Genomic DNA, 22,258 nt, shown 5'->3' on the forward strand with positions numbered 1-22,258 from the left:
ACCCCGTGCGGCATCCACGGTCCGGGGCGTGTGAGGGGACCCTGCCGGGCGGGTCTACGCTGGTGACCTGTCAGATGTGATGACCGTGCGAGGAAGGGGAGAGCCATGACCGTGCTGGACGAGATCCTCGCCGGGGTGGCCGAGGACCTGGCGGAACGCCAGGCGAAGGTGTCCCTGGACGACCTGAAGCAGTCGGCGTCGCGCCAGCCGCCGGCCCTCGACCCGCTGCCCGCGTTCCGCGCCGAAGGTGTCTCGGTGATCGCCGAGGTCAAGCGCTCCAGCCCGAGCAAGGGCGCCCTGGCCGACATCAAGGATCCGGCCTCGCTGGCCACCGACTACGCCGCCGGCGGTGCCGCGGCGATCAGCGTCCTGACCGAGCAGCGCCGTTTCGGTGGCACGCTCGAGGACCTGCGCGCCGTGCGCGCCCAGGTCGACGTGCCGGTGCTGCGCAAGGACTTCATCACGACGTCGTACCAGCTGTGGGAGGCCCGCGCGGTCGGCGCCGACATGGCGCTGCTCATCGTCGCGGCACTCGAGCAGAAGGCCCTCGAGTCGCTCATCGACCGAGCCCGCTCGATCGGGCTGACGCCGCTCGTCGAGGTGCACGACGAGCTCGAGGTGCAGCGGGCCCTGGCGGCCGACGCCGACCTCATCGGCGTGAACGCGCGCAACCTCAAGACCCTCGAGGTCGATCGCCAGACGTTCGAGCGGCTCGCGCCGAAGATCCCCGACTCCGTCGTCAAGGTCGCCGAGTCCGGTGTGCGCGGACCGCACGACGTCATCGAGTACGCCCGCTTCGGCGCGAACGTGGTGCTCGTCGGCGAGACCCTCGTCAAGGGCGACGACCCCCGCGCGAGCGTCGCCGACCTCGTGGCCGCGGGTCTGCACCCGGCGTTGCAGCACCGATGGCAGCCCAGCTGACCTGAGCTGCCGCCCGCCCCCGACCAGGACCACCACCTCATGACCACTTCATCCCCGTTGTCCGCGCTGCCCGACGGGCCGGGCCACTTCGGCCGCTTCGGCGGCCGGTTCATGCCCGAGGCGCTCATCGCCCCGCTCGACGAGATCACCCGCGAGTGGGAGGCCGCCCAGGCCGACCCGGCCTTCCGGTCCGAGCTCGACCGGATGCTGCGCGAGTACGCCAACGTGCCCAGTCCGCTGTACGAGGCGCACCGCTTCTCCGAGGCGGTCGGCGCCCGGGTCCTGCTCAAGCGCGAGGACCTCAACCACACCGGCGCCCACAAGATCCGCAACGTGATCGGCCAGGCGCTGTTGGCCAAGCGCATCGGCAAGCCGCGCTGCATCGCCGAGACGGGCGCGGGCCAGCACGGCGTCGCCTCGGCCACCGCGTGCGCCTACCTCGACCTCGAGTGCACCGTCTACATGGGCGAGGTCGACACCGAGCGCCAGGCGCTCAACGTCGCGCGGATGAAGATGCTCGGCGCCGAGGTCATCCCCGTCACGACCGGCAGCCGGACGCTCAAGGACGCGATCAACGAGGCGCTGCGCGACTGGGTCACCACGGTCGACACGACGCACTACCTGTTCGGCACGGCGGCCGGACCGCACCCGTTCCCCACGATGGTGCGCGAGCTGACCCGCGGCATCGGCGACGAGGCCCGGGCCCAGTGCCTCGAGCTGACCGGGGCCCTGCCGGACGCGGCCATCGCGTGCGTCGGCGGCGGCTCGAACGCGATCGGCCTGTTCACGGCCTTCGTGCCCGATGCCGACGTCCGGCTCGTCGGCATCGAGGCCGGCGGCGACGGATTCGAGACGGGTCGGCACGCCGCCACGATCACCGCCGGCGAGGTCGGCGTGCTGCACGGTGCACGCTCGTTCCTGCTGCAGGACGAGGACGGCCAGACCATCGAGTCGCACTCGATCAGCGCGGGGCTGGACTACCCGGGCGTCGGCCCCGAGCACGCCTACCTGGCCGACACCGGTCGCGCGGAGTACCGGCCCGCGACCGACGCGCAGGCCATGGCGGCGTTCGACCTGCTGTGCAAGACCGAGGGCATCATCCCCGCGATCGAGTCCGCGCACGCGCTGGCCGGCGCGATCGAGCTGGCCGAGGAGCTGGGTCCCGATGCGGTCCTGCTCGTGAACCTGTCGGGCCGCGGCGACAAGGACGTGCACACCGCAGCCGAGTACTTCGGGCTGCTCGACGAGCCGGTCGTCCTGGAGCAGGGGGTCGAGGAATGAGCGCGATCGACGACCTCTTCGCGACGACGCGGGCGCAGAACCGTGCGGCGCTCGTCGGCTACCTGCCGGCCGGGTTCCCGACCGTCGAGGGCTCGATCAAGGCGATCGCCGCCATGATCGAGGGCGGCGTCGACCTCGTCGAGGTCGGCCTGCCGTACAGCGACCCGGTGATGGACGGTCCGACGATCCAGGCCGCGGCCGAGATCGCCCTGGCCGGCGGAACACGCGTCGACGACGTGTTCGAGGTCGTGCGCGCGACGGCCGCCACCGGCACCCCCACCGTCGTGATGACGTACTGGAACCCCGTCGAGCGCCGTGGCGTCGACCGGTTCGCCGCCGACCTCGCGGCAGCGGGCGGCGCGGGCCTCATCACCCCCGACCTCATCCCCGACGAGGGCGCCGACTGGGATCGCGCCTCGCGCGCCCACGGCCTCGACCGGATCTACCTCGTCGCCCCCTCGTCGACCACCGACCGGCTCGCGCTCACGGCGCAGGCGGCGAGCGGCTTCGTCTACGCGACCGCCGTCATGGGAGTCACGGGCCAGCGTGAGCAGACCAGCAGCCTCGCGCCGGAGTTGGTCGCTCGGCTCCGCGAGGTCACCGACACCCCGATCGGTGTAGGACTCGGCGTCAGCAACGGTGCGCAGGCCCGCGAGGTCGCCCGGTTCGCCGACGCCGTGATCGTCGGGTCGGCGCTCGTGCGCTGCCTGCTCGACGCGCCGGACGAGCAGGCCGGGCTGGACGCGGTCCGCGCGCTGGCCGCCGACCTGCGCGCCGGGGTGGAGCGCGGCTGATGGACGTCGCGGCCTACATCCCGTCGCCGGCCGAGTCGGTGTGGCACCTCGGCCCGTTCCCGCTGCGCGCGTACGCGCTGTGCATCATCGCGGGCTGCATCGCGGCGATCTTCATCGGCGAGCGGCGCTTCGTGGCCCGCGGCGGCCGCCCCGGCGCGATCGGCGACATCGCCGTGTGGGCGATCCCGTTCGGGATCATCGGCGGCCGGATCTACCACGTGATCACCGACCCCGAGCTCTACTTCGGTGACGGGCGCAACGCGTTCGACGTCGTGAAGATCTGGGAGGGCGGCCTGGGCATCTGGGGCGCCATCGCCTTCGGCGGCGTCGGCGCGTGGATCGCGTGCAAGCGCTACGACATCGACTTCCTGACGATGGCCGACGCGCTCGCGCCCGGCCTGCTGGTCGCGCAGGCGATCGGTCGCCTCGGCAACTGGTTCAACCAGGAGCTCTTCGGCGGTCCCACGACCCTGCCCTGGGGCCTGCAGATCGCGCCGCAGTACCGCCCCGACGGCTACGAGCAGTTCGCGACGTTCCACCCGACCTTCCTGTACGAGGCGCTGTGGAACCTGGCGGCCGCGGCGCTCCTGGTGTGGCTCGACCACCGCTTCAAGCTCACCCACGGGCGCGTGTTCGCGCTGTACGTCATGCTCTACACCGCCGGACGCGGCTGGATCGAGACGCTGCGGATCGACACCGTCAACCACATCGGGCCGTTCCGGCTCAACGTGTGGACGTCGATCGTCGTCTTCACCCTCGCGCTGGGCTACTTCGTCTGGGCCGGCCGCCGGATCCGCAGTGACGAGGCCGCTGAGCGTGACGTTTCGGGGCCGGAAACGCCCTGAGGCGCCCCCGAACGTCACTGCCAGCGGCCCTCGGGAGCGTCAGGCGGTCGGCTCGCCGCCCTCGGCCTGCTCGCCGCCCTCGGCCTGCTCGGCTGCGACGTCCTTGAGCTTCTCGGCCGCCTCGTCGATCTTGTCGCTGAACTTGCCGCCGGTGGCCTGATCGGCGAGATCGGCGACCTTGTCGATCGCGCTCTCGATGTCGTCACCGTGCGCGGCGGCCACGTCCTTCGCCGTGTCGCCGAGGTCGGCGGCGCCGGCCTTCGCCTCGTCGAGCAACTCGCTCGTGTCCTTGCCCTTGAACCTGTCGAAGAACCCCATGGCTGCCCCCTTCGTCTCGTCGGTCCCGCACACCGGGACCCGCAGCCACGGTACTGCCGATCCGGCCTGCGAGACTGCTGTCCATGGAGCGGAACGGGGCCGTGGTGGCGGTGGTCGGTCCGACCGCGTCGGGCAAGACCGCGCTGTCGGTCGAGCTGGCGCTCGCGACCCACGGCGAGGTCGTCAACGCGGACTCGGTCCAGCTGTACCGCGGGATGGACGTCGGCAGCGCGAAGGCCACCCCTGAGGAGCGACGCGGCGTGCCGCACCACCTGCTCGACGTCCTCGACGTCCGCGAGGAGGCCAACGTCGCGCAGTTCCAGACGATGGCCCGCGCCGCGATCGACGAGGTGCGTGCGCGTGGGGGAGTCCCGATCCTGGTCGGCGGCTCGTCGCTGTACCTGCGGGCCGCGCTCGATCCACTGGAGTTCCCCGGCACCGATCCGCGCGTGCGGGAGCGCTGGAGCCGGCGACTGGAGCACGAGGGACCCGCGGCGTTGCACGCCCTGCTCGCCGAGCGCGACCCCGCCGCCGCGGAGCAGATCCTGCCGACCAACGGCCGGCGCATCGTGCGAGCGCTCGAGGTCGGCGAGCTGACCGGCGGGAGCTTCGCGGCGCGCATGCCCGAGCCGGTGTCGATCTATCCCGACGTCGTCATGATCGGCCTCGACGTGCCCCGGGACGTGCTCGACGCCCGGATCGACGCCCGGGTCGACCGGATGTGGGCCGACGGACTCGTCGAGGAGGTCCGCTCGCTCGACGGCCTGCCCGGCTCACCGACCGCCTCGCGTGCGCTGGGCTACCAGCAGGTGCTCGCGTTCCTGGCCGGTCGTACCACCGAGGACGAGGCCCGCGAGGCGACGAAGGCCGGCACGCGCCGGTTCGCGCGCCGCCAGGACCGCATGATGCGCAAGGACCCGCGGATCCACTGGCTGCCGTTCGACGCCCCCGACCTCGTCCGGCGTGCGCGGGCAGTCGTCGCGGCCACGTAGGCTGGGGCAATGGCATTCGCGTGGTTCAAGGGGCACGGCACCGAGAACGACTTCGTGCTGCTCCCGGACCACGACGGCACGGTCCACGGCGACCTCGACCCGGCCTTCGTCGCGGCCCTGTGCGATCGGCGACGCGGCATCGGGGCCGACGGCGTCATGCGGGTGATCCGCTCGGCATCGCTCGGCGTCGACTCGCCCGCGGAGTGGTTCATGGACTACCGCAACGCCGACGGGTCGCTGAGCCAGATGTGCGGCAACGGCATCCGGGTGTTCGGCCGGCACCTGCTCGACCACGGCCTCGTCACCGGTCCGGAGTTCGCGATCGGCACGCGTGACGGACTCAAGACCCTCACGGTCGACGGCGACGAGCTCACGGTCGACATGGGCGCCTGGTCCACGGGCACCCACACGAAGGTCTCCGCCGACGGGCACACGTGGGAGGCGCTCGAGGTCCACACCGGCAACCCGCACGCCGTCGCCTTCGTCGACACCGTGGCCGACGCGGGTCCGCTGACCGAGCAGCCCGGCTTCGACGACGCGGTGTTCCCCGAGGGCGTCAACATCGAGTTCGTCCAGCGCCTCGACGAGCGTCACGTCGCGATGCGCGTCCACGAGCGCGGCTCCGGCGAGACGCGGTCCTGCGGCACGGGCGCGTGCGCCACGGCGATCGCGACGGCCCGCGCCGACGGGGCGACCGACGCCGTCTATCGCGTCGACGTGCCCGGCGGCACCCTGCGCATCGCCGTCTCGCCCGAGCGGACGCTGCTGACCGGTCCGGCGCAGATCGTCGCCGGCGGCACGATGGAGTGGTTCGCGTGACCGACGAGCGTCGCGACCAGCACGAGCCCGACACGGGCACGCTCGACCTCGAGGAGCGCTCCTCCCTGCGCCGCGTCGCCGGGCTGTCGACCGAGCTCGAGGACATCAGCGAGGTCGAGTACCGCCAGCTGCGCCTCGAGCGGGTCGTGCTCGTGGGCGTGTGGACCGAGGGCACGGCCGAGGACGCCGAGAACTCGCTGACCGAGCTCGCCGCGCTCGCCGAGACCGCCGGCTCCGAGGTGCTCGACGCCCTCGTCCAGCGCCGCCAGAAGCCCGACCCGGCGACGTTCATCGGCCGCGGCAAGGTCGACGAGCTGCGCGACGCGGTCAAGGCGACCGGCGCCGACACGGTCATCTGCGACGGCGAGCTCGCGCCCAGCCAGCTGCGCAACCTCGAGGACCGGGTCAAGGTCAAGGTCGTCGACCGGGTCGCGCTGATCCTGGACATCTTCGCCCAGCACGCCAAGAGCGCCGAGGGCAAGGCCCAGGTCGAGCTGGCGCAGTTGCAGTACCAGACGCAGCGTCTGCGCGGCTGGGGCGGCAACCTGTCACGCCAAGCCGGCGGCCGGGCGGCCGGCGGCGAGGGCATCGGCGGCCGCGGACCCGGTGAGACGAAGCTCGAGACGGACCGCCGCCGCATCCAGGCCAAGATGTCGAAGCTGCGCCGCGAGCTGGTCGACCTGCGCGGCGCCCGCGACACCAAGAAGGCCGAGCGGCGGCGTCACAAGATCCCGTCGGTGGCGATCGCGGGCTACACGAACGCCGGCAAGTCCAGCCTGCTGAACCGGCTGACGGGTGCGGGCGTGCTCGTCGAGGACGCCCTGTTCGCGACGCTCGACCCCACGACCCGCCGCACCGAGACCTCCGACGGCCGCGTCTACACGCTCTCGGACACGGTCGGGTTCGTCCGGCACCTGCCGCACCAGTTGGTCGAGGCGTTCCGGTCGACCCTCGAGGAGGTCTCCGACGCCGACCTCGTGCTGCACGTCGTCGACGGATCGCATCCCGACCCCGAGGGTCAGATCGCCGCGGTGCGCGAGGTCTTCTCCGAGATCGGCGCCCTCAAGGTGCCCGAGATCGTCGTGGTCAACAAGGCCGATGCCGCCGACCCGCTCGTGCTCAAGTCGCTGCTCGCCCGCGAGCCGCACGCCGTCGTCGTCAGCGCTCGCACGGGCGAGGGGATCGACGAGCTGCTCGGCGCGATCGAGGCGGACCTGCCGGTGCCCGCGTCGCTGGTCGACGTCGTCGTCCCGTACTCGCGCGGCGACCTCGTGAACCGCGTCCACCTGCACGGCGAGATCGAGACCCTCGAGCACGAGGCCGACGGAACCCACCTCGTCGCCCGGGTCCACCCCGAGCTGGCCGCCGAGCTCGCGCCCTTCGTGCGTTCCTGACCCGTGCTCGTCGCCGGCGGCGCGCGAGACGGCCTGTGGATCGCCGGCCGGTCCCGCCGGCCGGGCGGGTAGCGTTCCCCCATGCCCGCGCAGCCCTCCGTGAAGACCGTCCTGTCCGCCGCGGTCGAGTCGGTCGGCGGTACGGAGCGCCCGGGGCAGGTCGCGATGGCCGAAGCCGTGGAGCAGGCGCTGACCGAAGGTCGGCACCTGCTGGTTCAGGCGGGCACGGGCACCGGCAAGTCCCTCGGTTACCTCGTCCCGGCGCTGTTGCACGACAAGCGTGTCGTCGTCGCCACCGCCACCCTGAACCTGCAGCACCAGCTCGTCGAGCGTGACCTGCCCGCCCTCAAGGAGGCCGCCCGGGCCACGATGAGCACCGTCCCGCACCACGCGGTCGTGAAGGGCCGCGCGAACTACGCGTGCCTGCACCGCGTCCGGCAGGGGGCGCCCGACGACCAGGGCGTGCTCGTCGAGATCCCCGAGGGCTCCCTCGGCGGGGAGGTCGTGATGCTGCGCGAGTGGGCCGAGGAGCAGGCGACGGGAGGCCACACGGGCGACCGCGATGCGGCCCCCTCCCACCAGGACCGCGCGTGGCGACAGGTCAGCGTGTCGGCCCGCGAGTGCCTCGGCGCCGCGCGGTGCGAGTACGCCACGGAGTGCTTCGCCGAACGGGCGCGCGATGACGCGGCGCAGGCGCACGTCGTGGTCACGAACCACGCGATGCTCGCGATCGACGCGATCGAGGGCGTGCCGATGCTGCCGGAGTTCGACGCCGTCGTCGTCGACGAGGCCCACGAGCTGGCCGCGCGGGTCACGCAGGCCTCCACCGACGAGCTCGACCCCGGCCACGTCAAGCGGGCCGCTGACCGCGCCGAACGGCACCTCGACCGCGACAAGACCGACCTCGCGCGCGATCTCGTGGACGCGTCCGACGCCCTGGCCGACGCGCTGACCCATGTCCCGCCCGGCCGGATCGACACGATCGAGCAGTCGCTCGAGGCGGCCCTCAACCTCGTCCGCGACACGGCGCGGGCCTGCTTCTCGGGCTTCGCGAAGGAGAAGTCGGAGGACGCCGACCCGGCTCGGCAGCAGGCACGGACCATGGTCGACGACGTCCGTCAGGTCGCCGAGCGGATGGCGGCCGGCCGCGAGACCGACGTCCTGTGGCTCGGCGAGGGCCGGTCGTCGCTGCAGCTGCGGATCGCGCCGATCGACGTCTCGGGCGACCTGCGCGAGAAGCTGTTCGGCGAGAAGACCGTCGTGCTGACCAGCGCGACCCTGACGCTGGGCGGATCGTTCGGGCCGATCGCGTCGTCGCTCGGCCTGGACTCGCGCGGCACCGACTGGACGGGCCTGGACGTCGGCTCGCCGTTCGACTACGCCAAGCAGGGGATCCTCTACGTCGCCCGCCACCTGCCGACCCCGGGACGCGACGGACTCGAGGCGGACCAGCTCGGCGAGATCACCGCGCTCGTGAAGGCGGCGGGCGGCCGGACCCTCGGGTTGTTCTCCTCGCGCCGGGCGGCCGAACGCGCCGCCGAGTACGTGCGCGAGTCGCTGCCCGGCCTCGACGTGTGGTGCCAGGGTGACGCCCAGCTGCCCGAGCTCGCGCGGAGATTCGCCGCCGAGCCCAGCACGTGCCTGTTCGGCACCCTGAGCCTGTGGCAGGGCGTGGACCTGCCGGGGGACACGTGCACCCTCGTGATCATCGACCGGATCCCGTTCCCGCGGCCCGACGACCCGCTCATGAGCGCGCGGCAGCGTCTCGTCGAGAAGCACGGCGGGAACGGCTTCATGCAGGTCGCGGCGCAACACGCGGCGCTGCTGCTGGCGCAGGGGACCGGCCGGCTGATCCGGCGGTCGAGCGACCGGGGCGTCGTCGCCATCCTCGACCCGAGGCTCGTGACGGCCCGGTACGGGGGATTCCTGGCGTCATCGCTGCCGCCCTTGTGGCGCACGACCGACCGGTCCGTCGTCACGGCTGCCCTGCGGCGCCTCGACGAGTCCGCGCAATCGGGGAATTCGGCCGCAGTTTGATATCGTGACCCGGTCTGACCATCCACAAAAACTCGGGGATCCCATGTCGTTCCGTCTCACCTCGCTGGCCGTCGTCTGTGCGGCGCTGGTCGGGTCGCTCTTCGTCGCGTCGCCCGCCGAGGCCGCGAACAAGGTCGTCTCGAACACGTCGCTCGTCGCGATGTCCTCGACCGGCTACGGCAAGGTCTGGGCCAAGTGCGTGGGCAAGAAGACGTGCAAGGGCAAGATCTGGATCGACGGCGCCTCGTCGCAGGCCCGGTCCTACACGATCAGTGGCCGCAAGTCGAAGTACATCACCTTCCGGTTCACGGGCTGGAAGGCCAAGCGCGTCGCGAACCTCAGGATCTCGGGCGCCAAGACGCGCCGGATCACGATGGAGTCGCCGGTCCCGTACGGCACGATCGCCGGCACCGTCACCCGCGTCGGCGGACCCACGGCGGGCAACGTCGAGGTCGAGCTCTGGGCGATCGGCTCGCACAAGCGCGACCGGCTGGTCAGCAAGCGCGAGCTCGCCGGCGGCTCCTCGGCGCCCTTCAGCTTCAAGGTGCGGATGGGCGTCAACAACGGCCCCTCGGCGACGTACAAGCTCCACGTCACGGGCACCTCGGACGGCCAGAGCCGGTCGTGGTGGTGGCGTGGTGGCAACGGTTCCTTCGCCGGCGGCAGCCGCGAGATCTCCTCGGGCTCCGGCGTGCGGGTCACCCGCGGCGCCGGCTACCGCTTCACCGCGAACGCGCGCTACTCCTCGATCCGGGGCACCGTGACGAAGGGCTCCTCGGCCGTCTCCGGCACCGAGGTCACCCTGATCGGCCGGCCGCCGTACTGGTCGAAGTCCTCTCGGGCGCTCGCCGACCTCGACGTCATGAGCTGCGCGAACATCTACGGCCGCGACACCACCAACAGCGCCGGTCGCTACGAGATCGGCTTCGTCCCCACGAACGGGTCGCGTGTCTACGCGGTCAAGTCCGAGGACTCGCAGTGGAACAACCGCTTCGGCACGTGCCACGCGGCGGTCAACTACCGCAGGAACGCCAGCTCGACGCCGACGATGCTCCCGCTCGCCGCGGGCAGCGTCACCCAGAACCTCAACACCGCCGCGGGACGCACCACGGTCAACGTGCGCGTGTCGGGCTACCAGGGTCAGTCCAGCACCGCGAAGGTCGACCGCTACGTCACGATCCGCGAGTACGCCAAGGGTCGGTCGGTCCTGAGGTCCGACGTCGTCCGGGCCAGCCAGACGGACCGCAGCTTCACGCTCGGTGAGGGCCTCTACTGGGTCGAGGTGGGCCGCCGCACGGGCTGCCAGGCCTGGTACAGCAGCCGCTACGACAACAACAACGGCTACTTCAACGGACTCGACCGCGCCTTCGAGAAGTGGAAGGCGCAGAACCACAAGATGTACCGCGAGCACTGCCGGGCGTTCTCCGCCGGCGCGTACAAGCTGGTCCAGGTCCGGGGCGGCACGACGAACGTCGCGCTGCGGAACGCCAAGGGCGGCTGGGTCAGCGGCCGGGTCACGGCGTCCAAGATCAAGCCGCGCACCGAGCTGCTCGTGCGTCTGACGTCCAGCGACGGCAAGAAGGTCTACCGGACGGCGATGACCGACGGTGGCGGCCGCTTCAAGGTCACCGGCCTCGCCTCCGGCCGGTACACCGTCGTCGTCAACGCCGACTCCTGGCGCGGCATCTCGCGCAAGTTCAAGGGCGCCCACTCGGTGAAGGTCACCCGCGGCAAGGGCAAGTCCGTGGGCACCCTGCGGTTCGTCCAGTGACCCGCGACTAGGCTGCGCAAGTGGCGATCCTCGTGACCGGCGGAGCCGGCTACATCGGCGCGCACGTCGTGCGGGCACTGGGCAGGGCCGGACTGGAGTCGATCGTGGTCGACGACCTGTCGAGCGGCCACCGTGCCTTCGTTCCCGACGACGTGCGACTGCTCGACCTCAACATCCTGCGTGCCAAGCAGCTCGTGGAGCAGCTGGAGGACACGCCGATCGAGGCGGTCGTCCACCTCGCCGCGTTCAAGTACGCGGGCGTCTCGGTGCAGCGACCACTGCACACGTGGCGGCAGAACGTGGGCGGCACGCTGAGCCTGCTGCGCGCGATGGAGCGTCTCGACGTCTCCCGGATCGTGTTCTCGAGCACCGCGGCCGTGTACGGCACGACCGATGTCGCGATCGTCACCGAGCAGACGCCCACCCGCCCCGAGTCGCCCTACGGCGAGTCCAAGCTCGTGGGGGAGTCGATGATCCGCGACCAGGGTCTCGCGACGGGCCTGCGGCACACCTCGCTGCGCTACTTCAACGTCGTCGGATCGGGCGAGCCCGACCTGTTCGACTCGAGCCCGCACAACCTGTTCCCGTTGGTCATCCGGGCGCTCGACGAGGGTCACCGGCCGAAGATCTTCGGCGACGACTACGCGACGCCCGACGGCACCTGCGTGCGCGACTACGTCCACGTGGCCGATCTCGCCGAGGCGCACGTGACCGCCGTGCAGCGACTGATCGCCGACGAGGACCTCGAGCCGGTCTACAACCTCGGCAGCGGCGAGGGCGTGTCCGTCCGCCAGATCATGGGGGCGGTCGCTCGCACGACGGGTGTCGACTTCGAGCCGCTGGTCGAGGGCCGCCGGCCGGGCGACCCGGCGCGGATCGTGGCGTCCGGAGAGCTCGCGGCCCGCGACCTCGACTGGCGGATGCGGCACACGATCGACGACATGGTCGCGAGCGCCTGGCGCGCCCGCGCCGCGGCGGAGTAGTCGGTCAGACCCGGCGCAGGACTGCGGTGACCTTGCCCACGATCGTCGCGTCCGTGCCGTCGATCGGCGCGTAGGCGGGGTTCTGCGGCAGCAGCCACACGTGCCCGTCGCGGCGGCTGAGCGTCTTGACGGTGGCCTCGCCGTCGATCATGGCGGCGACGATCTCGCCGTTCTCGGCGACCTGCTGCTGACGTACCACGACGAAGTCGCCGTCGCAGATCGCCGCGTCGATCATCGAGTCGCCCTGCACCTCGAGCAGGAAGAGCGTGCCGTCGCCGACCAGCGAGCGCGGCAGCGGCATGACCTCCTCGACGCGCTGCTCGGCCAGGATCGGGCCGCCGGCGGCGATCCGGCCGACCATCGGCACGTAGGCGGGCTGGGGCATCGCGTCGCCGGAGTCGGTCTCGTCGACCTCGACGGGCCGGGGGCGTCCGGCCGGCTTGGCGTCGGGCAGGTAGATCTCCAGTGCCCGCGGACGGTTGGGGTCGCGGCGGATGTAGCCCTTGCGCTCGAGCATGCGCAGCTGGTGCGAGACCGAGGACGTGCTGGCCAGGTCGCACGCAGCGCCCACCTCGCGCATGCTCGGCGGATAGCCGCGATCTTCGATGTGGTCCTTGAGGAACACCAGGATCCGGCGCTGGCGCTTGGTCAGCCCCGTCATGTCGACCGGCCCGTCGAGGTTCTCACTCATGACCCGACCGTAACGGCTCGGCGACCGGGGATCAAACATCTGTTCGACACCGGCGAGTCTCCCGCGGCGGGAGCCTCGGGCGGCGGCATAGGGTGAGCCTCGTGAGCTATGTCGTGGTCGGGAAGCGCGTGGACGACGCGTGGCGGGTCGAGGTGTCGGGAGTCGGCGAGACCGACGCGAGCGACCTCTCGCAGGTCGAGGCCGCGGCACGCAGGCTGCTCGCCGAGCACGGCGTGGCGGACGCCGCCACGGTCGACCTGAACCTGCTGCTGCCGGACTTCGAGGTCGACTTCGCGCAGCAGGGCGTGCCCGATCACGGGGTGCGTCACGTCGAGCTGGTCAGCGGCCTGATCGCGCTCGTCGTGGTGGTCGGCGCGATCGCGTTCCTGCTGGGCCGCGCACTCGGCTGAGCCGGCCTCAGGAGCGGGCCGGTCTCAGGTGCGGGCCGGTCGGTCGAGCTCCTCGGTGAAGTCGTCCAGACCCACGGCGATCCCCGCGTCGGCGGCCCGCTGGCGGGCGAGCGACTGGTCCTCGGCGAGCGTCTCCTGCGTGACGATGCGCTCGCGCGCCGCCTCGACGCATGCGCCGAGCAGGATCGCGTACATCCCGATCCACAACCACAGCAACAGCACGACGACACCGGCCAGCGCGCCGTACGTCTTCGCGTAGTTGCCGAAGGTGTTGACGTAGAACGAGAACCCGAACGAGACGAGCATCCAGATGACCGCCGCCAGCACGACGCCCTTCGTCACGAGGCCGCCGGCCGGGGTGCGGTTCGGCGCGACACGGTAGAGGACGCCGATCGCGAGCACGACGGCCAGCGCGAGGACGACCCAGCGACTGATCTGGGCGACGAGGCGCACGCCCGGAACGGCGTCGACGACGTTCAGGACGGCCGGGACGACGGCCACGAGCGAGATCGCCACGAGCCCGAACAGCAGGCCCCCGGCGGTGAGTCCGAGGCCGAGCAGCTTGCGGCGCAGGAAGGAGCGGTCGTCCTCGAGGCCGAACAGCTGGTTGATCGCCGTGACGAGGTTGCCGATGCCACCGGAGGCCGCGTAGACCGCGAGCACGATCGCGATGACCGCGCTCAGTCCCAGCGAGCTCGAGGGCGCCGAGGTGAGCTGCTCGATCTGCCCGTTGATGAGCGAGGCGGCGTCGGCGGGCAGGGCGTCGGAGATGCGGGCGGTCTGGTCCGCGACGGTCTCGGGGTCCGCCACGAGTCCGTAGATGGACACGGCGGCGATGAGTGCGGGGAACAGGGACGTGAACAGGTAGAAGGCGACGCCGGCGGCCAGCAGGGGAGCCTGCCGCGAGGAGGCCTGGCGCCAGGCCGTGCGAAGAGTGCGGAGGGCGTTCACACCTCGACGCTAGTGCGGGAACGACCCGCTCGCACGGCGCCGATTCGAACACGTGCGCGACACGCCGAATCGAACATCAATTCGAACCTGCGCGATTCTGTCGGCGGCGACCCCTAGAGTCGTTCACGTGTTCGATAGAACACCTGCTCGAATCGAACGGATCGCCGCTCTTCCCCTGGAGGCATCATGACCATCGCACTGGACGACTACCGCATCGGCACCGGCCGCATCTCGCTCGCGCCGACCCGCACGACCTACCGCGTCTCCCGGCCCGAGCCGGCGCCCGTGCGGCTCACCCACCGCGGTCGCCTCGCCCTCGTCGGCGTGGCGGTGCTCGTGATCACGGCACTGGGGATCATGTTCGGGTCCTCCGTCGCGGCCACCGACGACGCCCCCGGCGAGGTCACGACGATCACGGTCCAGCCCGGGCAGACGCTCTGGAGCATCGCCGCGGACGCCCGGCCGGACGCCGACATCCGCGAGACGGTCGACGAGATCATCCGACTCAACGCGCTCGAGAACGGCAGCAAGCTGCCGATCGGCGCCACCCTGGCGGTCCCGGTCACCGAGTGACCGCAGCACCGCCGTCGGCGGCGCTCACCATGCCTCGGGGAAGGGGCCGGTGAGCGCCGCCGCCGCATTTCCGTCGCGACCCACCCCGGGATTCATCGAGGATTCGACACGCTTTCACCGCTTGTCACCCGTCATTGGCCGGTGACGGCGTAGCGTGGAGAGCACGACCCGACGTCGAGGAGGGGATCGTGATGGCCGTCGTCGCCCACACCCACCACATCCATGTCATGACCCGCTTCCGGGCCCAGGTGATGTGGCGGGCCTTGGCGCTGTTCGCCGGGAGCGCGCTGACGTGGCTGCTTCCGCTCGACGCCCCTGACGGCGTCGCCCGGCCCGCCCGCTGGCTCGGCAGCAACGTGACCGAGGTCAGTCCCGCCGCGGCCGCCGCCGTACTGCTCGTGATCGCCGCGGGCGCCTTCACCTGGCAACGCGTCCGCCCGGCCGACATGGGCGCGCTCGCCTGGGTCGTCGCCGGCGGATCGCTCGCGATGGTCTCGGTCCTGCTCGTCCTGCTGGCCGGTTCCGGCCCCGTGTACTGGTGGTTGGGCATCGGCGTCGTCGTCACCTCGATGGCGCTGCAGGTGCTGGCCGCCCTGGCCGGGCACGGCGCCGCCGTGCTGCTCTCGCGTCGGCACGGCTGATCGCGTTCCCACGCACGAGGGCCCGGAGTCGCCATGGCGACTCCGGGCCCGTCCATCATGCGGGGCTCAGTGCTTGAGCTGACCGCCGGCGTTCTCCAGATGCGCCCGGACGAACCAGTGGAACAGCTCGAGCGCCTTGATCTGGCCGATCAGCATGTCCTCGGTGACCGGGTCGAGATCGGACGAGGCCGACTGCGCCTTGCGGTGGTCGTCGAGGAGTCCGACGTAGACCTCGTCGAGCGCCTTGAGGTGCTCGGTCGTGGTCGCACGGCCCAGCGGGTAGTCGGCCCACGTGCGCCCGTCGACGATCGCACCCGGCGTCCCGAGCGGCGCCGTGCCGAGGGTCGCGATCCGCTCCGCCGTCTCGTCGACCATGTCGCGCACCTCGAGGACGTGCGGGTCGATCATCTCGTGCACCGCGATGAAGTGCGGACCGACGACGTTCCAGTGGACGTGCTTGAGGGTCAGTGCGAGGTCGTTCAGGGCGTTGAGGCGGTCCTGCAGCAGCGTCGCGAGGCTCTCGCCGTCGGCAATGCTGATACCGGGGACCGTGTACTTGGGTTTCGTGGCCATGCCTCCACCGTAGGGCGCGTCAGGGCGGTCGCAACTCGGTGAGACAGGCCCTCGACCGCGGCGCGGATCACCGGTCGATCTGGTCGCGCAGGTACGCCTGTTCGGCTTCGTTCCGCACGCGTGACACGGCTGCCGTCCAGGCCCGGTCGGCCTCCTCGGTGTGGCCGAGACGGTTGAGCAGGTCGGCTCGCACGGCGTGGAAGAGGTGGGTGTCGAGGCCGAGTTGCTCGACCGCATCCAGGGCGGCGGCCGGCCCCTCGACCTCCGCGACGGCACTCGCGCGGTTGAGGGCGACGACGTCAGACGGTTCGAGCAGCATGAGGTGGTCGTAGAGGGCCAGGATCTGCGGCCAGTCGGTGTCCTCGGCGGCCTCGGCATCGCAGTGCACGGCCTGCAGCGACGCCTGCACCTGGTAGGGCCCCGGCCGGTCCATGCGGCGGCACTGCAGCAGGAGGAACCGGCCCTCCTCGATCTCGTCGCGGTGCCACAGTCCGCGGTCCTGCACGCCGAGCGGTGTGAGGCTGCCGTCGGCGCCGGCGCGCGCGTCGCGGCGGGCGCTGATGAACAGCATGAGGGCCAACAGGCCGCGCACCTCGGGCTCGTCGGGGAACATGTCCAGCAGGATCCGGCCCATCCGCACGGCCTCGGTCGCGAGGTCCTCACGGCTCGCGGCAGACGTGCGCGCCGCGAGGTAGCCCTCGTTGAAGATGAGGTGGATGACGGCGAGCACGCACGCGACGCGGCTGCCCCACTCCGGCGGCTCCGGGACGCGGTAGGGCAGGTGGTGGTCGCGGATGCGGGCCTTGGCCCGCCCGAGCCGGTGCTCCATCGTCGGCTCGGAGACCATGAAGGCCTCGGCGATCTCGGCGTTCGTGAGTCCGCCGAGCAGGCGCAGGGTCAGCGCCACCCGTGCCGCCTCGGGCAGGGCGGGGTGGCAGCACGTGAAGACCAGCCCGAGCCGTTCGTCGGTGCGGCCCGGCGGGTCGGGTCGTCCCTCGACCTCGGCGGCCAGCGGCAGCAGGGTGCGATACCGGTCGTCATGATCGGCATCGCGGCGAATGCGCTCGATGGCCTTGCGCTGGGCCGTCCGGATGATCCACTCGGTCGGCTCGCGCGGTGGATCCTGCGGCCACATCCCGGTCGCCTCGTCGTACGCGTCGGAGACGGCGTCCTCGGCCAGGTCGATGTCGCCGAACGTGCCGATCAGGCTCGCGAGGGCCTGCGGCCATCCTCGGCGGAAGGCGCGCGCGACGTCATCGTCGGTCGTCTGGCTCATGGCTGGGTGGGCACCTTCGGGGCGTCGGCGGCGCGCAGGGGATGTGCCATGGGGCTCCTCTCGCGCTGCCTCACCCGGACGGATGCGCCCGGGACTCGAATCCGTCCCTTGATCGTCGCCGACACGCCGGTGTCGCGCGACTCGGCGACGTCTCACACCCGCCTGACCTGCGTAAACGCGGGTGACCGACAGTCCATCACAGATTCTGTCGGTGTTCTTCGCGAAACTGTTGCCTACCGCGAGAGCGCCACGTAGAGTAACCACTACATCTAGTAGTTACACGGATGTAGTTCTCCACATCTAGGTACACAGGCCAAGGCGTGTTACCCACATCACAGTGGAGATGTCCACAGGTCGATCCCCAGGTTCATCCACGAGCACGCCGAAGGAGGACGCGATGCACTGCCCGTTCTGCAAGCACACCGACACCCGCGTCCTCGACTCGCGAGTCGCCGACGAGGGCGGCGCCATCCGGCGTCGTCGCACGTGCTCGCAGTGCGAGAAGCGGTTCACGACGATCGAGCAGATGCAGCTCATGGTCGTGAAGCGCTCCGGCGCGACCGAGCCGTTCGTCCGCGACAAGGCGATCGCCGGCGCGGCCAAGGCGTGCAAGGGCCGTCCGGTCTCGACCGACGACCTGGCGTGCCTCGGCCAGCAGGTCGAGGACACACTGCGCGCCTCCGGCCAGGCCGAGATCAACACGCAGGACATCGGGCTGGCGATCCTCGATCCGCTGCGCACCCTCGACGAGGTGGCGTACCTGCGGTTCGCGTCGGTCTACAAGTCGTTCGACTCGGCCGACGACTTCGTCGCCGAGATCGGCGCACTGATGGCCGAACGGGCCCATCCGGACGACGCCTCGGTCGCCGAGTCGTCGCCCACCTTGACTTCCTAGCAGTTCGGGCCGCAGGCCCCACCACGCAACGCACCCCATCCAGGACAGGAGCACCACATGACCGAGACGGTCGGCGGGACCCCCGCACCCCGCGCCAGCCGCAAGTCCGCCCAGCCCAGGTCGAAGGGGGCCGAGCTGAAGATCGAGCGTGTCTACACGACCGAGGGCGTGCACCCGTACGACGCCGTCACGTGGGAGCGTCGCGATGTCGTCCAGACCAACTGGAAGACCGGCGAGACCGTCTTCGAGCAGCGCGGCGTGGAGTTCCCCGACTTCTGGAGCCTCAACGCCTCGACGATCGTCACGACGAAGTACTTCCGTGGCGCCGTCGGCACCGACGAGCGTGAGTCGAGCCTGCGCCAGCTGCTCGACCGGGTCGTGCTGACGTACGTCAAGGCCGGCAAGGACCACGGCTACTTCGCCACCCCCGCCGACGCCGAGGTCTTCGAGCACGAGCTGACGTACATGCTCCTGCACCAGGTCTTCAGCTTCAACAGCCCGGTGTGGTTCAACGTGGGCACGTCCAGCCCGCAGCAGGTCAGCGCGTGCTTCATCCTCGCGGTCGACGACTCGATGGACTCGATCCTGAACTGGTACCGCGAGGAGGGACTGATCTTCAAGGGTGGCTCGGGTGCGGGCCTGAACCTGTCGCGGATCCGCTCCAGCAAGGAGCTGCTGCGCTCCTCCGGCGGCACCGCCTCGGGCCCCGTGTCGTTCATGCGCGGCGCCGACGCCTCGGCCGGCACGATCAAGTCCGGTGGAGCCACGCGCCGCGCGGCCAAGATGGTCGTGCTCGACGTCGACCACCCCGACATCGTCGAGTTCGTCGAGACCAAGGAGCGCGAGGAGGAGAAGATCCGCGTCCTTCGCGACGCCGGCTTCGACATGGACCTCGGCGGCAGCGACATCACGAGCGTCCAGTACCAGAACGCCAACAACTCGGTGCGCGTCAGCGACGAGTTCATGGAGGCCGTCGAGGAGGGCACGCCGTTCGGTCTGCGCGCCCGCACGAGCGGTGAGGTCATCGAGGAGATCGACGCCCGCGAGCTGTGGGGCAAGATGGCCCAGGCCGCGTGGGCCTGCGCCGATCCGGGCATCCAGTACGACTCGACGATCAACGACTGGCACACGACGCCGGAGTCCGGCCGGATCACCGCGTCGAACCCGTGCAGCGAGTACATGCACCTGGACAACTCCAGCTGCAACCTGGCCAGCCTGAACCTGCTCAAGTTCCTCAAGGACGACGGCTCGTTCGACGCCCAGACGTTCGTCAAGGCCGTCGAGTTCATCATCACCGCGATGGACATCTCGATCTGCTTCGCCGACTTCCCGACCGAGCCGATCGGCGACACGACCCGCAAGTTCCGCCAGCTCGGCATCGGGTACGCCAACCTCGGCGCCCTGCTGATGGCCTCGGGCCTGGCGTACGACTCCGACGGCGGCCGCGCGCTCGCCGCGTCGATCACGTCGCTCATGACGGGTACGTCCTACCGTCGCAGCGCCGAGCTCGCCGGTGTCGTGGGTCCGTACGAGGGCTACGCGGCGAACGTCGACGGCCACCAGCGCGTCATGCGCAAGCACCAGGCGGCCAACGACGAGATCCGCACGAAGCATGCGATCGACATCGCCGTGCAGAAGGAGGCCACCAAGCAGTGGGCGGCCAACTCGAAGATCGGTGAGAAGAACGGCTGGCGCAACTCGCAGGCCTCGGTGCTGGCGCCCACCGGCACGATCGGCTTCATGATGGACTGCGACACGACCGGCATCGAGCCGGACTTCTCGCTCGTGAAGTTCAAGAAGCTCGTCGGCGGTGGCTCGCTGCAGGTCGTCAACCAGACGATCCCGGTGGCGCTGGCCAAGCTCGGCTACACGAACGAGACGACCGAGGCGATCGTCGAGTACATCGGCGAGCACGGCCACGTCGTCGACGCGCCCGGCCTCAAGCCCGAGCACTACGAGATCTTCGACTGCGCGGTCGGCGAGCGGGCCATCAAGCCCATGGGTCACGTGCGGATGATGGCGGCCTGCCAGCCGTTCCTGTCCGGCGCGATCAGCAAGACGGTCAACATGCCCGAGACCTCCACGGTCGAGGAGATCGCCGACGTCTACTTCCAGGGCTGGAAGCTCGGCCTGAAGGCGCTCGCGGTCTACCGCGACAACTGCAAGGTCGGCCAGCCGCTGTCCAGCCAGAAGTCGCAGGACGACAAGACCAACGCGTCGGCCACCGCCGAGACCGAGGTCAAGACGGTCATCGTCGAGAAGCCGATCCGCCGCCGCCTGCCGAAGTCGCGTGCCTCGATCACGACCAGCTTCAGCGTCGGCGGTGCCGAGGGCTACATGACCTCCGGCGCCCACGACGACGGCACGCTGGGCGAGATCTTCCTCAAGCTCGGCAAGCAGGGCTCGACCCTGGCCGGCGTGATGGACGCGTTCAGCATCGCGGTGTCGATCGGCCTGCAGTACGGGGTTCCGCTCGAGACGTTCGTCAGCAAGTTCACGAACCTCAAGTTCGAGCCCGCGGGTCTGACCGACGACGCCGACATCCGGATGGCGCAGTCGATCATGGACTACGTCTTCCGCCGCCTGGCGCTGGACTACATCGACTTCGACACCCGGTCGGCGCTGTCGATCCACTCGGTCGAGGAGCGTCAGCGCTACCTGGACACCGGTTCGTACGAGCCGGTCAAGGGTGACGGCACGACGGCCGCCGAGCTGGTCGCCGATGCGCCTGCCGCCCCGCACGGCGTGACGAGCGAGGCCGCGGCCGAGCTCAAGGCCGAGTCGCAGGTCGAGGCGCCCGCCGCCGTCGAGATCCAGATCGAGACGGCCAAGCCCGCCTCGGGCCGGGCCCACACGTCGGCCGAGCTCCTCGAGGAGATCACCGGTTCCGCCGTCGACAGCCCGCTGTGCATGACCTGCGGGACGAAGATGCGGCCCGCCGGCTCGTGCCACGTGTGCGAGGGCTGCGGCAGCACCAGCGGCTGCAGCTGACCGGCAGCGGCGAAAGACCGCGGCGCGGTCGACCCTGGGGAAGGGGTCGGCCGCGCCGCTCTTTCGTGTGACGGTGTCGCGGGCTCAGTCCTTGGTCGCGAAGGCGGCGTCGAAGGCGGCCTCGGGGGCGTCGAAGGCCAGTCGGCGGACGAACTCGAGCGCCTCGGGTGCGCCGACGAGCCGATCCATGCCGGCGTCCTCCCACTCGACTGAGATGGGCCCGTCGTAGCCGATCGTGTTGAGCATGCGGAACGACGCCTCCCAGGGGACGTCGCCGTGGCCGGTCGAGACGAAGTCCCAGCCCCGGCGGGGGTCGGCCCAGGGCAGGTGCGAGCCAAGCCGGCCGTTGCGGCCGTTGCCCACCTGGCGCTTCGCGTCCTTGCAGTCGACGTGGTAGATCCGGTCCTTGAAGTCCCACATGAACCCGACCGGGTCGAGGTCCTGCCACACGAAGTGGCTCGGGTCCCAGTTCAGCCCGAACGCCTCGCGATGGCCGATCGCCTCGAGCGTGCGGACCGTCGTCCAGTAGTCGTACGCGATCTCCGACGGGTGCACCTCGTGCGCGAACCGGACGCCGCACTCGTCGAAGACGTCGAGGATCGGGTTCCACCGGTCGGCGAAGTCGCGATAGCCGGCCGCGATCATGTCCTCGCTCGCCGGCGGGAACATCGCGACGTACTTCCAGATCGACGACCCGGTGAAGCCGACGACGACGTCGACGCCGAGCCGGCGGGCGGCACGGGCGGTCATCTTCATCTCCTCGGCCGCGCGTTGGCGGACGCCCTCGGGGTCACCGTCGCCCCACACGCGCGCCGAGAGGATCGCCTCGTGTCGCGCGTCGATCGGGTCGTCGCACACGGCCTGGCCCTTGAGGTGGTTGGAGATCGCGTAGACCTTGAGGCCGTACCGGTCCAGCAGGTCGAGCTTGGCCTGGACGTAGGCGTCGTCCTCGGCGGCCTGCCACGGGTCGAGGTGATCGCCCCAGCAGGCGATCTCGAGTCCGTCGTAGCCCCACTCGGAGGCCAGTCGGGCAACCTCCTCGAACGGCAGGTCGGCCCATTGGCCGGTGAACAACGTGATCGGACGGGGCATGGTGCACACT

Annotated in this window: 21 protein-coding genes; 15 read left to right on the forward strand and 6 right to left on the reverse strand. The window is 70.8% G+C overall.

Annotated elements, in window-relative coordinates; all coding sequences use genetic code 11:
- The first annotated feature begins 105 nt into the window (after positions 1 to 105).
- From trpC to lgt, 4 genes are read left to right on the forward strand one after another with little or no spacing between them, the layout of a single operon-like run.
- Positions 106 to 921, forward strand: coding sequence for an indole-3-glycerol phosphate synthase TrpC (gene trpC, locus ACT26F_RS03480; protein WP_471669097.1), 816 nt, complete (start codon positions 106 to 108; stop codon positions 919 to 921).
- 39 nt (positions 922 to 960) lie between these two features.
- A complete protein-coding gene (gene trpB, locus ACT26F_RS03485; RefSeq protein WP_471669098.1) occupies positions 961 to 2,202 on the forward strand; it encodes a tryptophan synthase subunit beta in 1,242 nt (413 codons plus the stop codon).
- A complete protein-coding gene (gene trpA / locus ACT26F_RS03490; protein WP_471669099.1) occupies positions 2,199 to 2,996 on the forward strand; it encodes a tryptophan synthase subunit alpha in 798 nt (265 codons plus the stop codon). The genes trpB and trpA overlap by 4 nt, the downstream gene beginning before the upstream one ends.
- The gene (gene lgt / locus ACT26F_RS03495) at positions 2,996 to 3,841 is read left to right on the forward strand and encodes a prolipoprotein diacylglyceryl transferase (protein WP_471669100.1); all 846 of its coding nucleotides are present in this window, start codon (positions 2,996 to 2,998) and stop codon (positions 3,839 to 3,841) included. The genes trpA and lgt overlap by 1 nt, the downstream gene beginning before the upstream one ends.
- A gap of 39 nt (positions 3,842 to 3,880) precedes the next feature.
- Here lgt and ACT26F_RS03500 read toward each other — a convergent pair whose 3' ends face one another.
- Complete coding sequence (locus tag ACT26F_RS03500) at positions 3,881 to 4,159, reverse strand: antitoxin (RefSeq protein ID WP_471669101.1); 279 nt, start codon at positions 4,157 to 4,159, stop codon at positions 3,881 to 3,883.
- Between the two features lie 83 nt (positions 4,160 to 4,242).
- Here ACT26F_RS03500 and miaA point away from each other — a divergent pair, with 83 nt between their 5' ends.
- From miaA to galE, 6 genes are all read left to right on the forward strand, one after another.
- Positions 4,243 to 5,151 (forward strand): tRNA (adenosine(37)-N6)-dimethylallyltransferase MiaA, encoded by a 909-nt coding sequence (miaA, locus tag ACT26F_RS03505; RefSeq protein WP_471669102.1) that lies wholly within the window; start codon positions 4,243 to 4,245, stop codon positions 5,149 to 5,151.
- A 9-nt stretch (positions 5,152 to 5,160) separates the two neighbouring features.
- Complete coding sequence (dapF, locus tag ACT26F_RS03510; RefSeq protein WP_471669103.1) at positions 5,161 to 5,970, forward strand: diaminopimelate epimerase; 810 nt, start codon at positions 5,161 to 5,163, stop codon at positions 5,968 to 5,970.
- On the forward strand, positions 5,967 to 7,364 hold the full coding sequence (gene hflX / locus ACT26F_RS03515) for a GTPase HflX (RefSeq protein ID WP_471669104.1): 1,398 nt from the start codon (positions 5,967 to 5,969) through the stop codon (positions 7,362 to 7,364). Before dapF ends, hflX begins: the two co-directional genes overlap by 4 nt.
- Before the next feature lie 81 nt (positions 7,365 to 7,445).
- Positions 7,446 to 9,401, forward strand: a complete 1,956-nt coding sequence (locus ACT26F_RS03520; protein ID WP_471669105.1) for an ATP-dependent DNA helicase — start codon at positions 7,446 to 7,448, stop codon at positions 9,399 to 9,401.
- Positions 9,402 to 9,444: 43 nt separating this feature from the next.
- Complete coding sequence (locus ACT26F_RS03525) at positions 9,445 to 11,172, forward strand: carboxypeptidase-like regulatory domain-containing protein (protein ID WP_471669106.1); 1,728 nt, start codon at positions 9,445 to 9,447, stop codon at positions 11,170 to 11,172.
- Positions 11,173 to 11,192: 20 nt separating this feature from the next.
- On the forward strand, positions 11,193 to 12,155 hold the full coding sequence (gene galE, locus ACT26F_RS03530; protein WP_471669107.1) for a UDP-glucose 4-epimerase GalE: 963 nt from the start codon (positions 11,193 to 11,195) through the stop codon (positions 12,153 to 12,155).
- Between the two features lie 4 nt (positions 12,156 to 12,159).
- Here galE and lexA read toward each other — a convergent pair whose 3' ends face one another.
- Positions 12,160 to 12,846: a transcriptional repressor LexA gene (lexA, locus tag ACT26F_RS03535; protein ID WP_471669108.1), complete on the reverse strand. Its 687-nt coding sequence runs from the start codon at positions 12,844 to 12,846 to the stop codon at positions 12,160 to 12,162.
- 101 nt (positions 12,847 to 12,947) lie between these two features.
- Between lexA and ACT26F_RS03540 the strand changes: the two genes are divergently transcribed.
- A complete protein-coding gene (locus tag ACT26F_RS03540) occupies positions 12,948 to 13,256 on the forward strand; it encodes a hypothetical protein (RefSeq protein WP_471669109.1) in 309 nt (102 codons plus the stop codon).
- A gap of 24 nt (positions 13,257 to 13,280) precedes the next feature.
- On the opposite strand, the gene ACT26F_RS03545 is transcribed toward ACT26F_RS03540, so the two are convergent.
- Positions 13,281 to 14,207 carry a YihY/virulence factor BrkB family protein gene (locus ACT26F_RS03545; protein WP_471669110.1) on the reverse strand — a complete coding sequence of 309 codons (927 nt, stop codon included), beginning with the start codon at positions 14,205 to 14,207 and terminating at the stop codon, positions 13,281 to 13,283.
- Positions 14,208 to 14,393: 186 nt separating this feature from the next.
- On the opposite strand from ACT26F_RS03545, the gene ACT26F_RS03550 reads away from it, so the two are divergent.
- On the forward strand, positions 14,394 to 14,780 hold the full coding sequence (locus tag ACT26F_RS03550) for a LysM peptidoglycan-binding domain-containing protein (protein WP_471669111.1): 387 nt from the start codon (positions 14,394 to 14,396) through the stop codon (positions 14,778 to 14,780).
- Positions 14,781 to 14,968: 188 nt separating this feature from the next.
- Entirely contained in the window at positions 14,969 to 15,421 is a 453-nt protein-coding gene (locus ACT26F_RS03555; protein WP_471669112.1) for a hypothetical protein, read from the forward strand.
- A gap of 66 nt (positions 15,422 to 15,487) precedes the next feature.
- Here ACT26F_RS03555 and ACT26F_RS03560 read toward each other — a convergent pair whose 3' ends face one another.
- Positions 15,488 to 15,994 (reverse strand): Dps family protein, encoded by a 507-nt coding sequence (locus ACT26F_RS03560; RefSeq protein WP_471669113.1) that lies wholly within the window; start codon positions 15,992 to 15,994, stop codon positions 15,488 to 15,490.
- Between the two features lie 67 nt (positions 15,995 to 16,061).
- Positions 16,062 to 17,270 carry an RNA polymerase sigma factor gene (locus tag ACT26F_RS03565; RefSeq protein WP_471669114.1) on the reverse strand — a complete coding sequence of 403 codons (1,209 nt, stop codon included), beginning with the start codon at positions 17,268 to 17,270 and terminating at the stop codon, positions 16,062 to 16,064.
- 397 nt (positions 17,271 to 17,667) lie between these two features.
- On the opposite strand from ACT26F_RS03565, the gene nrdR reads away from it, so the two are divergent.
- A complete protein-coding gene (nrdR, locus tag ACT26F_RS03570) occupies positions 17,668 to 18,165 on the forward strand; it encodes a transcriptional regulator NrdR (protein WP_471669115.1) in 498 nt (165 codons plus the stop codon).
- Between the two features lie 57 nt (positions 18,166 to 18,222).
- Complete coding sequence (locus ACT26F_RS03575; RefSeq protein ID WP_471669116.1) at positions 18,223 to 21,156, forward strand: vitamin B12-dependent ribonucleotide reductase; 2,934 nt, start codon at positions 18,223 to 18,225, stop codon at positions 21,154 to 21,156.
- 84 nt (positions 21,157 to 21,240) lie between these two features.
- Here ACT26F_RS03575 and ACT26F_RS03580 read toward each other — a convergent pair whose 3' ends face one another.
- The gene (locus ACT26F_RS03580; protein WP_471669117.1) at positions 21,241 to 22,248 is read right to left on the reverse strand and encodes a sugar phosphate isomerase/epimerase family protein; all 1,008 of its coding nucleotides are present in this window, start codon (positions 22,246 to 22,248) and stop codon (positions 21,241 to 21,243) included.
- Positions 22,249 to 22,258 lie beyond the last annotated feature (10 nt).

It is taken from the genome of Aeromicrobium sp. SP1 (assembly GCF_055663785.1).

What these genes read in the sequence shown, in the direction of transcription:
- trpC (WP_471669097.1), top strand. Translation starts at nt 106, where the DNA reads ATGACCGTGCTGGACGAGATCCTCGCCGGGGTGGCCGAGGACCTGGCG.
- trpB (WP_471669098.1), top strand. Translation starts at nt 961, where the DNA reads ATGACCACTTCATCCCCGTTGTCCGCGCTGCCCGACGGGCCGGGCCAC.
- trpA (WP_471669099.1), top strand. Translation starts at nt 2,199, where the DNA reads ATGAGCGCGATCGACGACCTCTTCGCGACGACGCGGGCGCAGAACCGT.
- lgt (WP_471669100.1), top strand. Translation starts at nt 2,996, where the DNA reads ATGGACGTCGCGGCCTACATCCCGTCGCCGGCCGAGTCGGTGTGGCAC.
- ACT26F_RS03500 (WP_471669101.1), bottom strand. Translation starts at nt 4,159, where the DNA reads ATGGGGTTCTTCGACAGGTTCAAGGGCAAGGACACGAGCGAGTTGCTC.
- miaA (WP_471669102.1), top strand. Translation starts at nt 4,243, where the DNA reads ATGGAGCGGAACGGGGCCGTGGTGGCGGTGGTCGGTCCGACCGCGTCG.
- dapF (WP_471669103.1), top strand. Translation starts at nt 5,161, where the DNA reads ATGGCATTCGCGTGGTTCAAGGGGCACGGCACCGAGAACGACTTCGTG.
- ACT26F_RS03520 (WP_471669105.1), top strand. Translation starts at nt 7,446, where the DNA reads ATGCCCGCGCAGCCCTCCGTGAAGACCGTCCTGTCCGCCGCGGTCGAG.
- ACT26F_RS03525 (WP_471669106.1), top strand. Translation starts at nt 9,445, where the DNA reads ATGTCGTTCCGTCTCACCTCGCTGGCCGTCGTCTGTGCGGCGCTGGTC.
- lexA (WP_471669108.1), bottom strand. Translation starts at nt 12,846, where the DNA reads ATGAGTGAGAACCTCGACGGGCCGGTCGACATGACGGGGCTGACCAAG.
- ACT26F_RS03550 (WP_471669111.1), top strand. Translation starts at nt 14,394, where the DNA reads ATGACCATCGCACTGGACGACTACCGCATCGGCACCGGCCGCATCTCG.
- ACT26F_RS03560 (WP_471669113.1), bottom strand. Translation starts at nt 15,994, where the DNA reads ATGGCCACGAAACCCAAGTACACGGTCCCCGGTATCAGCATTGCCGAC.
- ACT26F_RS03565 (WP_471669114.1), bottom strand. Translation starts at nt 17,270, where the DNA reads ATGAGCCAGACGACCGACGATGACGTCGCGCGCGCCTTCCGCCGAGGA.
- nrdR (WP_471669115.1), top strand. Translation starts at nt 17,668, where the DNA reads ATGCACTGCCCGTTCTGCAAGCACACCGACACCCGCGTCCTCGACTCG.
- ACT26F_RS03575 (WP_471669116.1), top strand. Translation starts at nt 18,223, where the DNA reads ATGACCGAGACGGTCGGCGGGACCCCCGCACCCCGCGCCAGCCGCAAG.
- ACT26F_RS03580 (WP_471669117.1), bottom strand. Translation starts at nt 22,248, where the DNA reads ATGCCCCGTCCGATCACGTTGTTCACCGGCCAATGGGCCGACCTGCCG.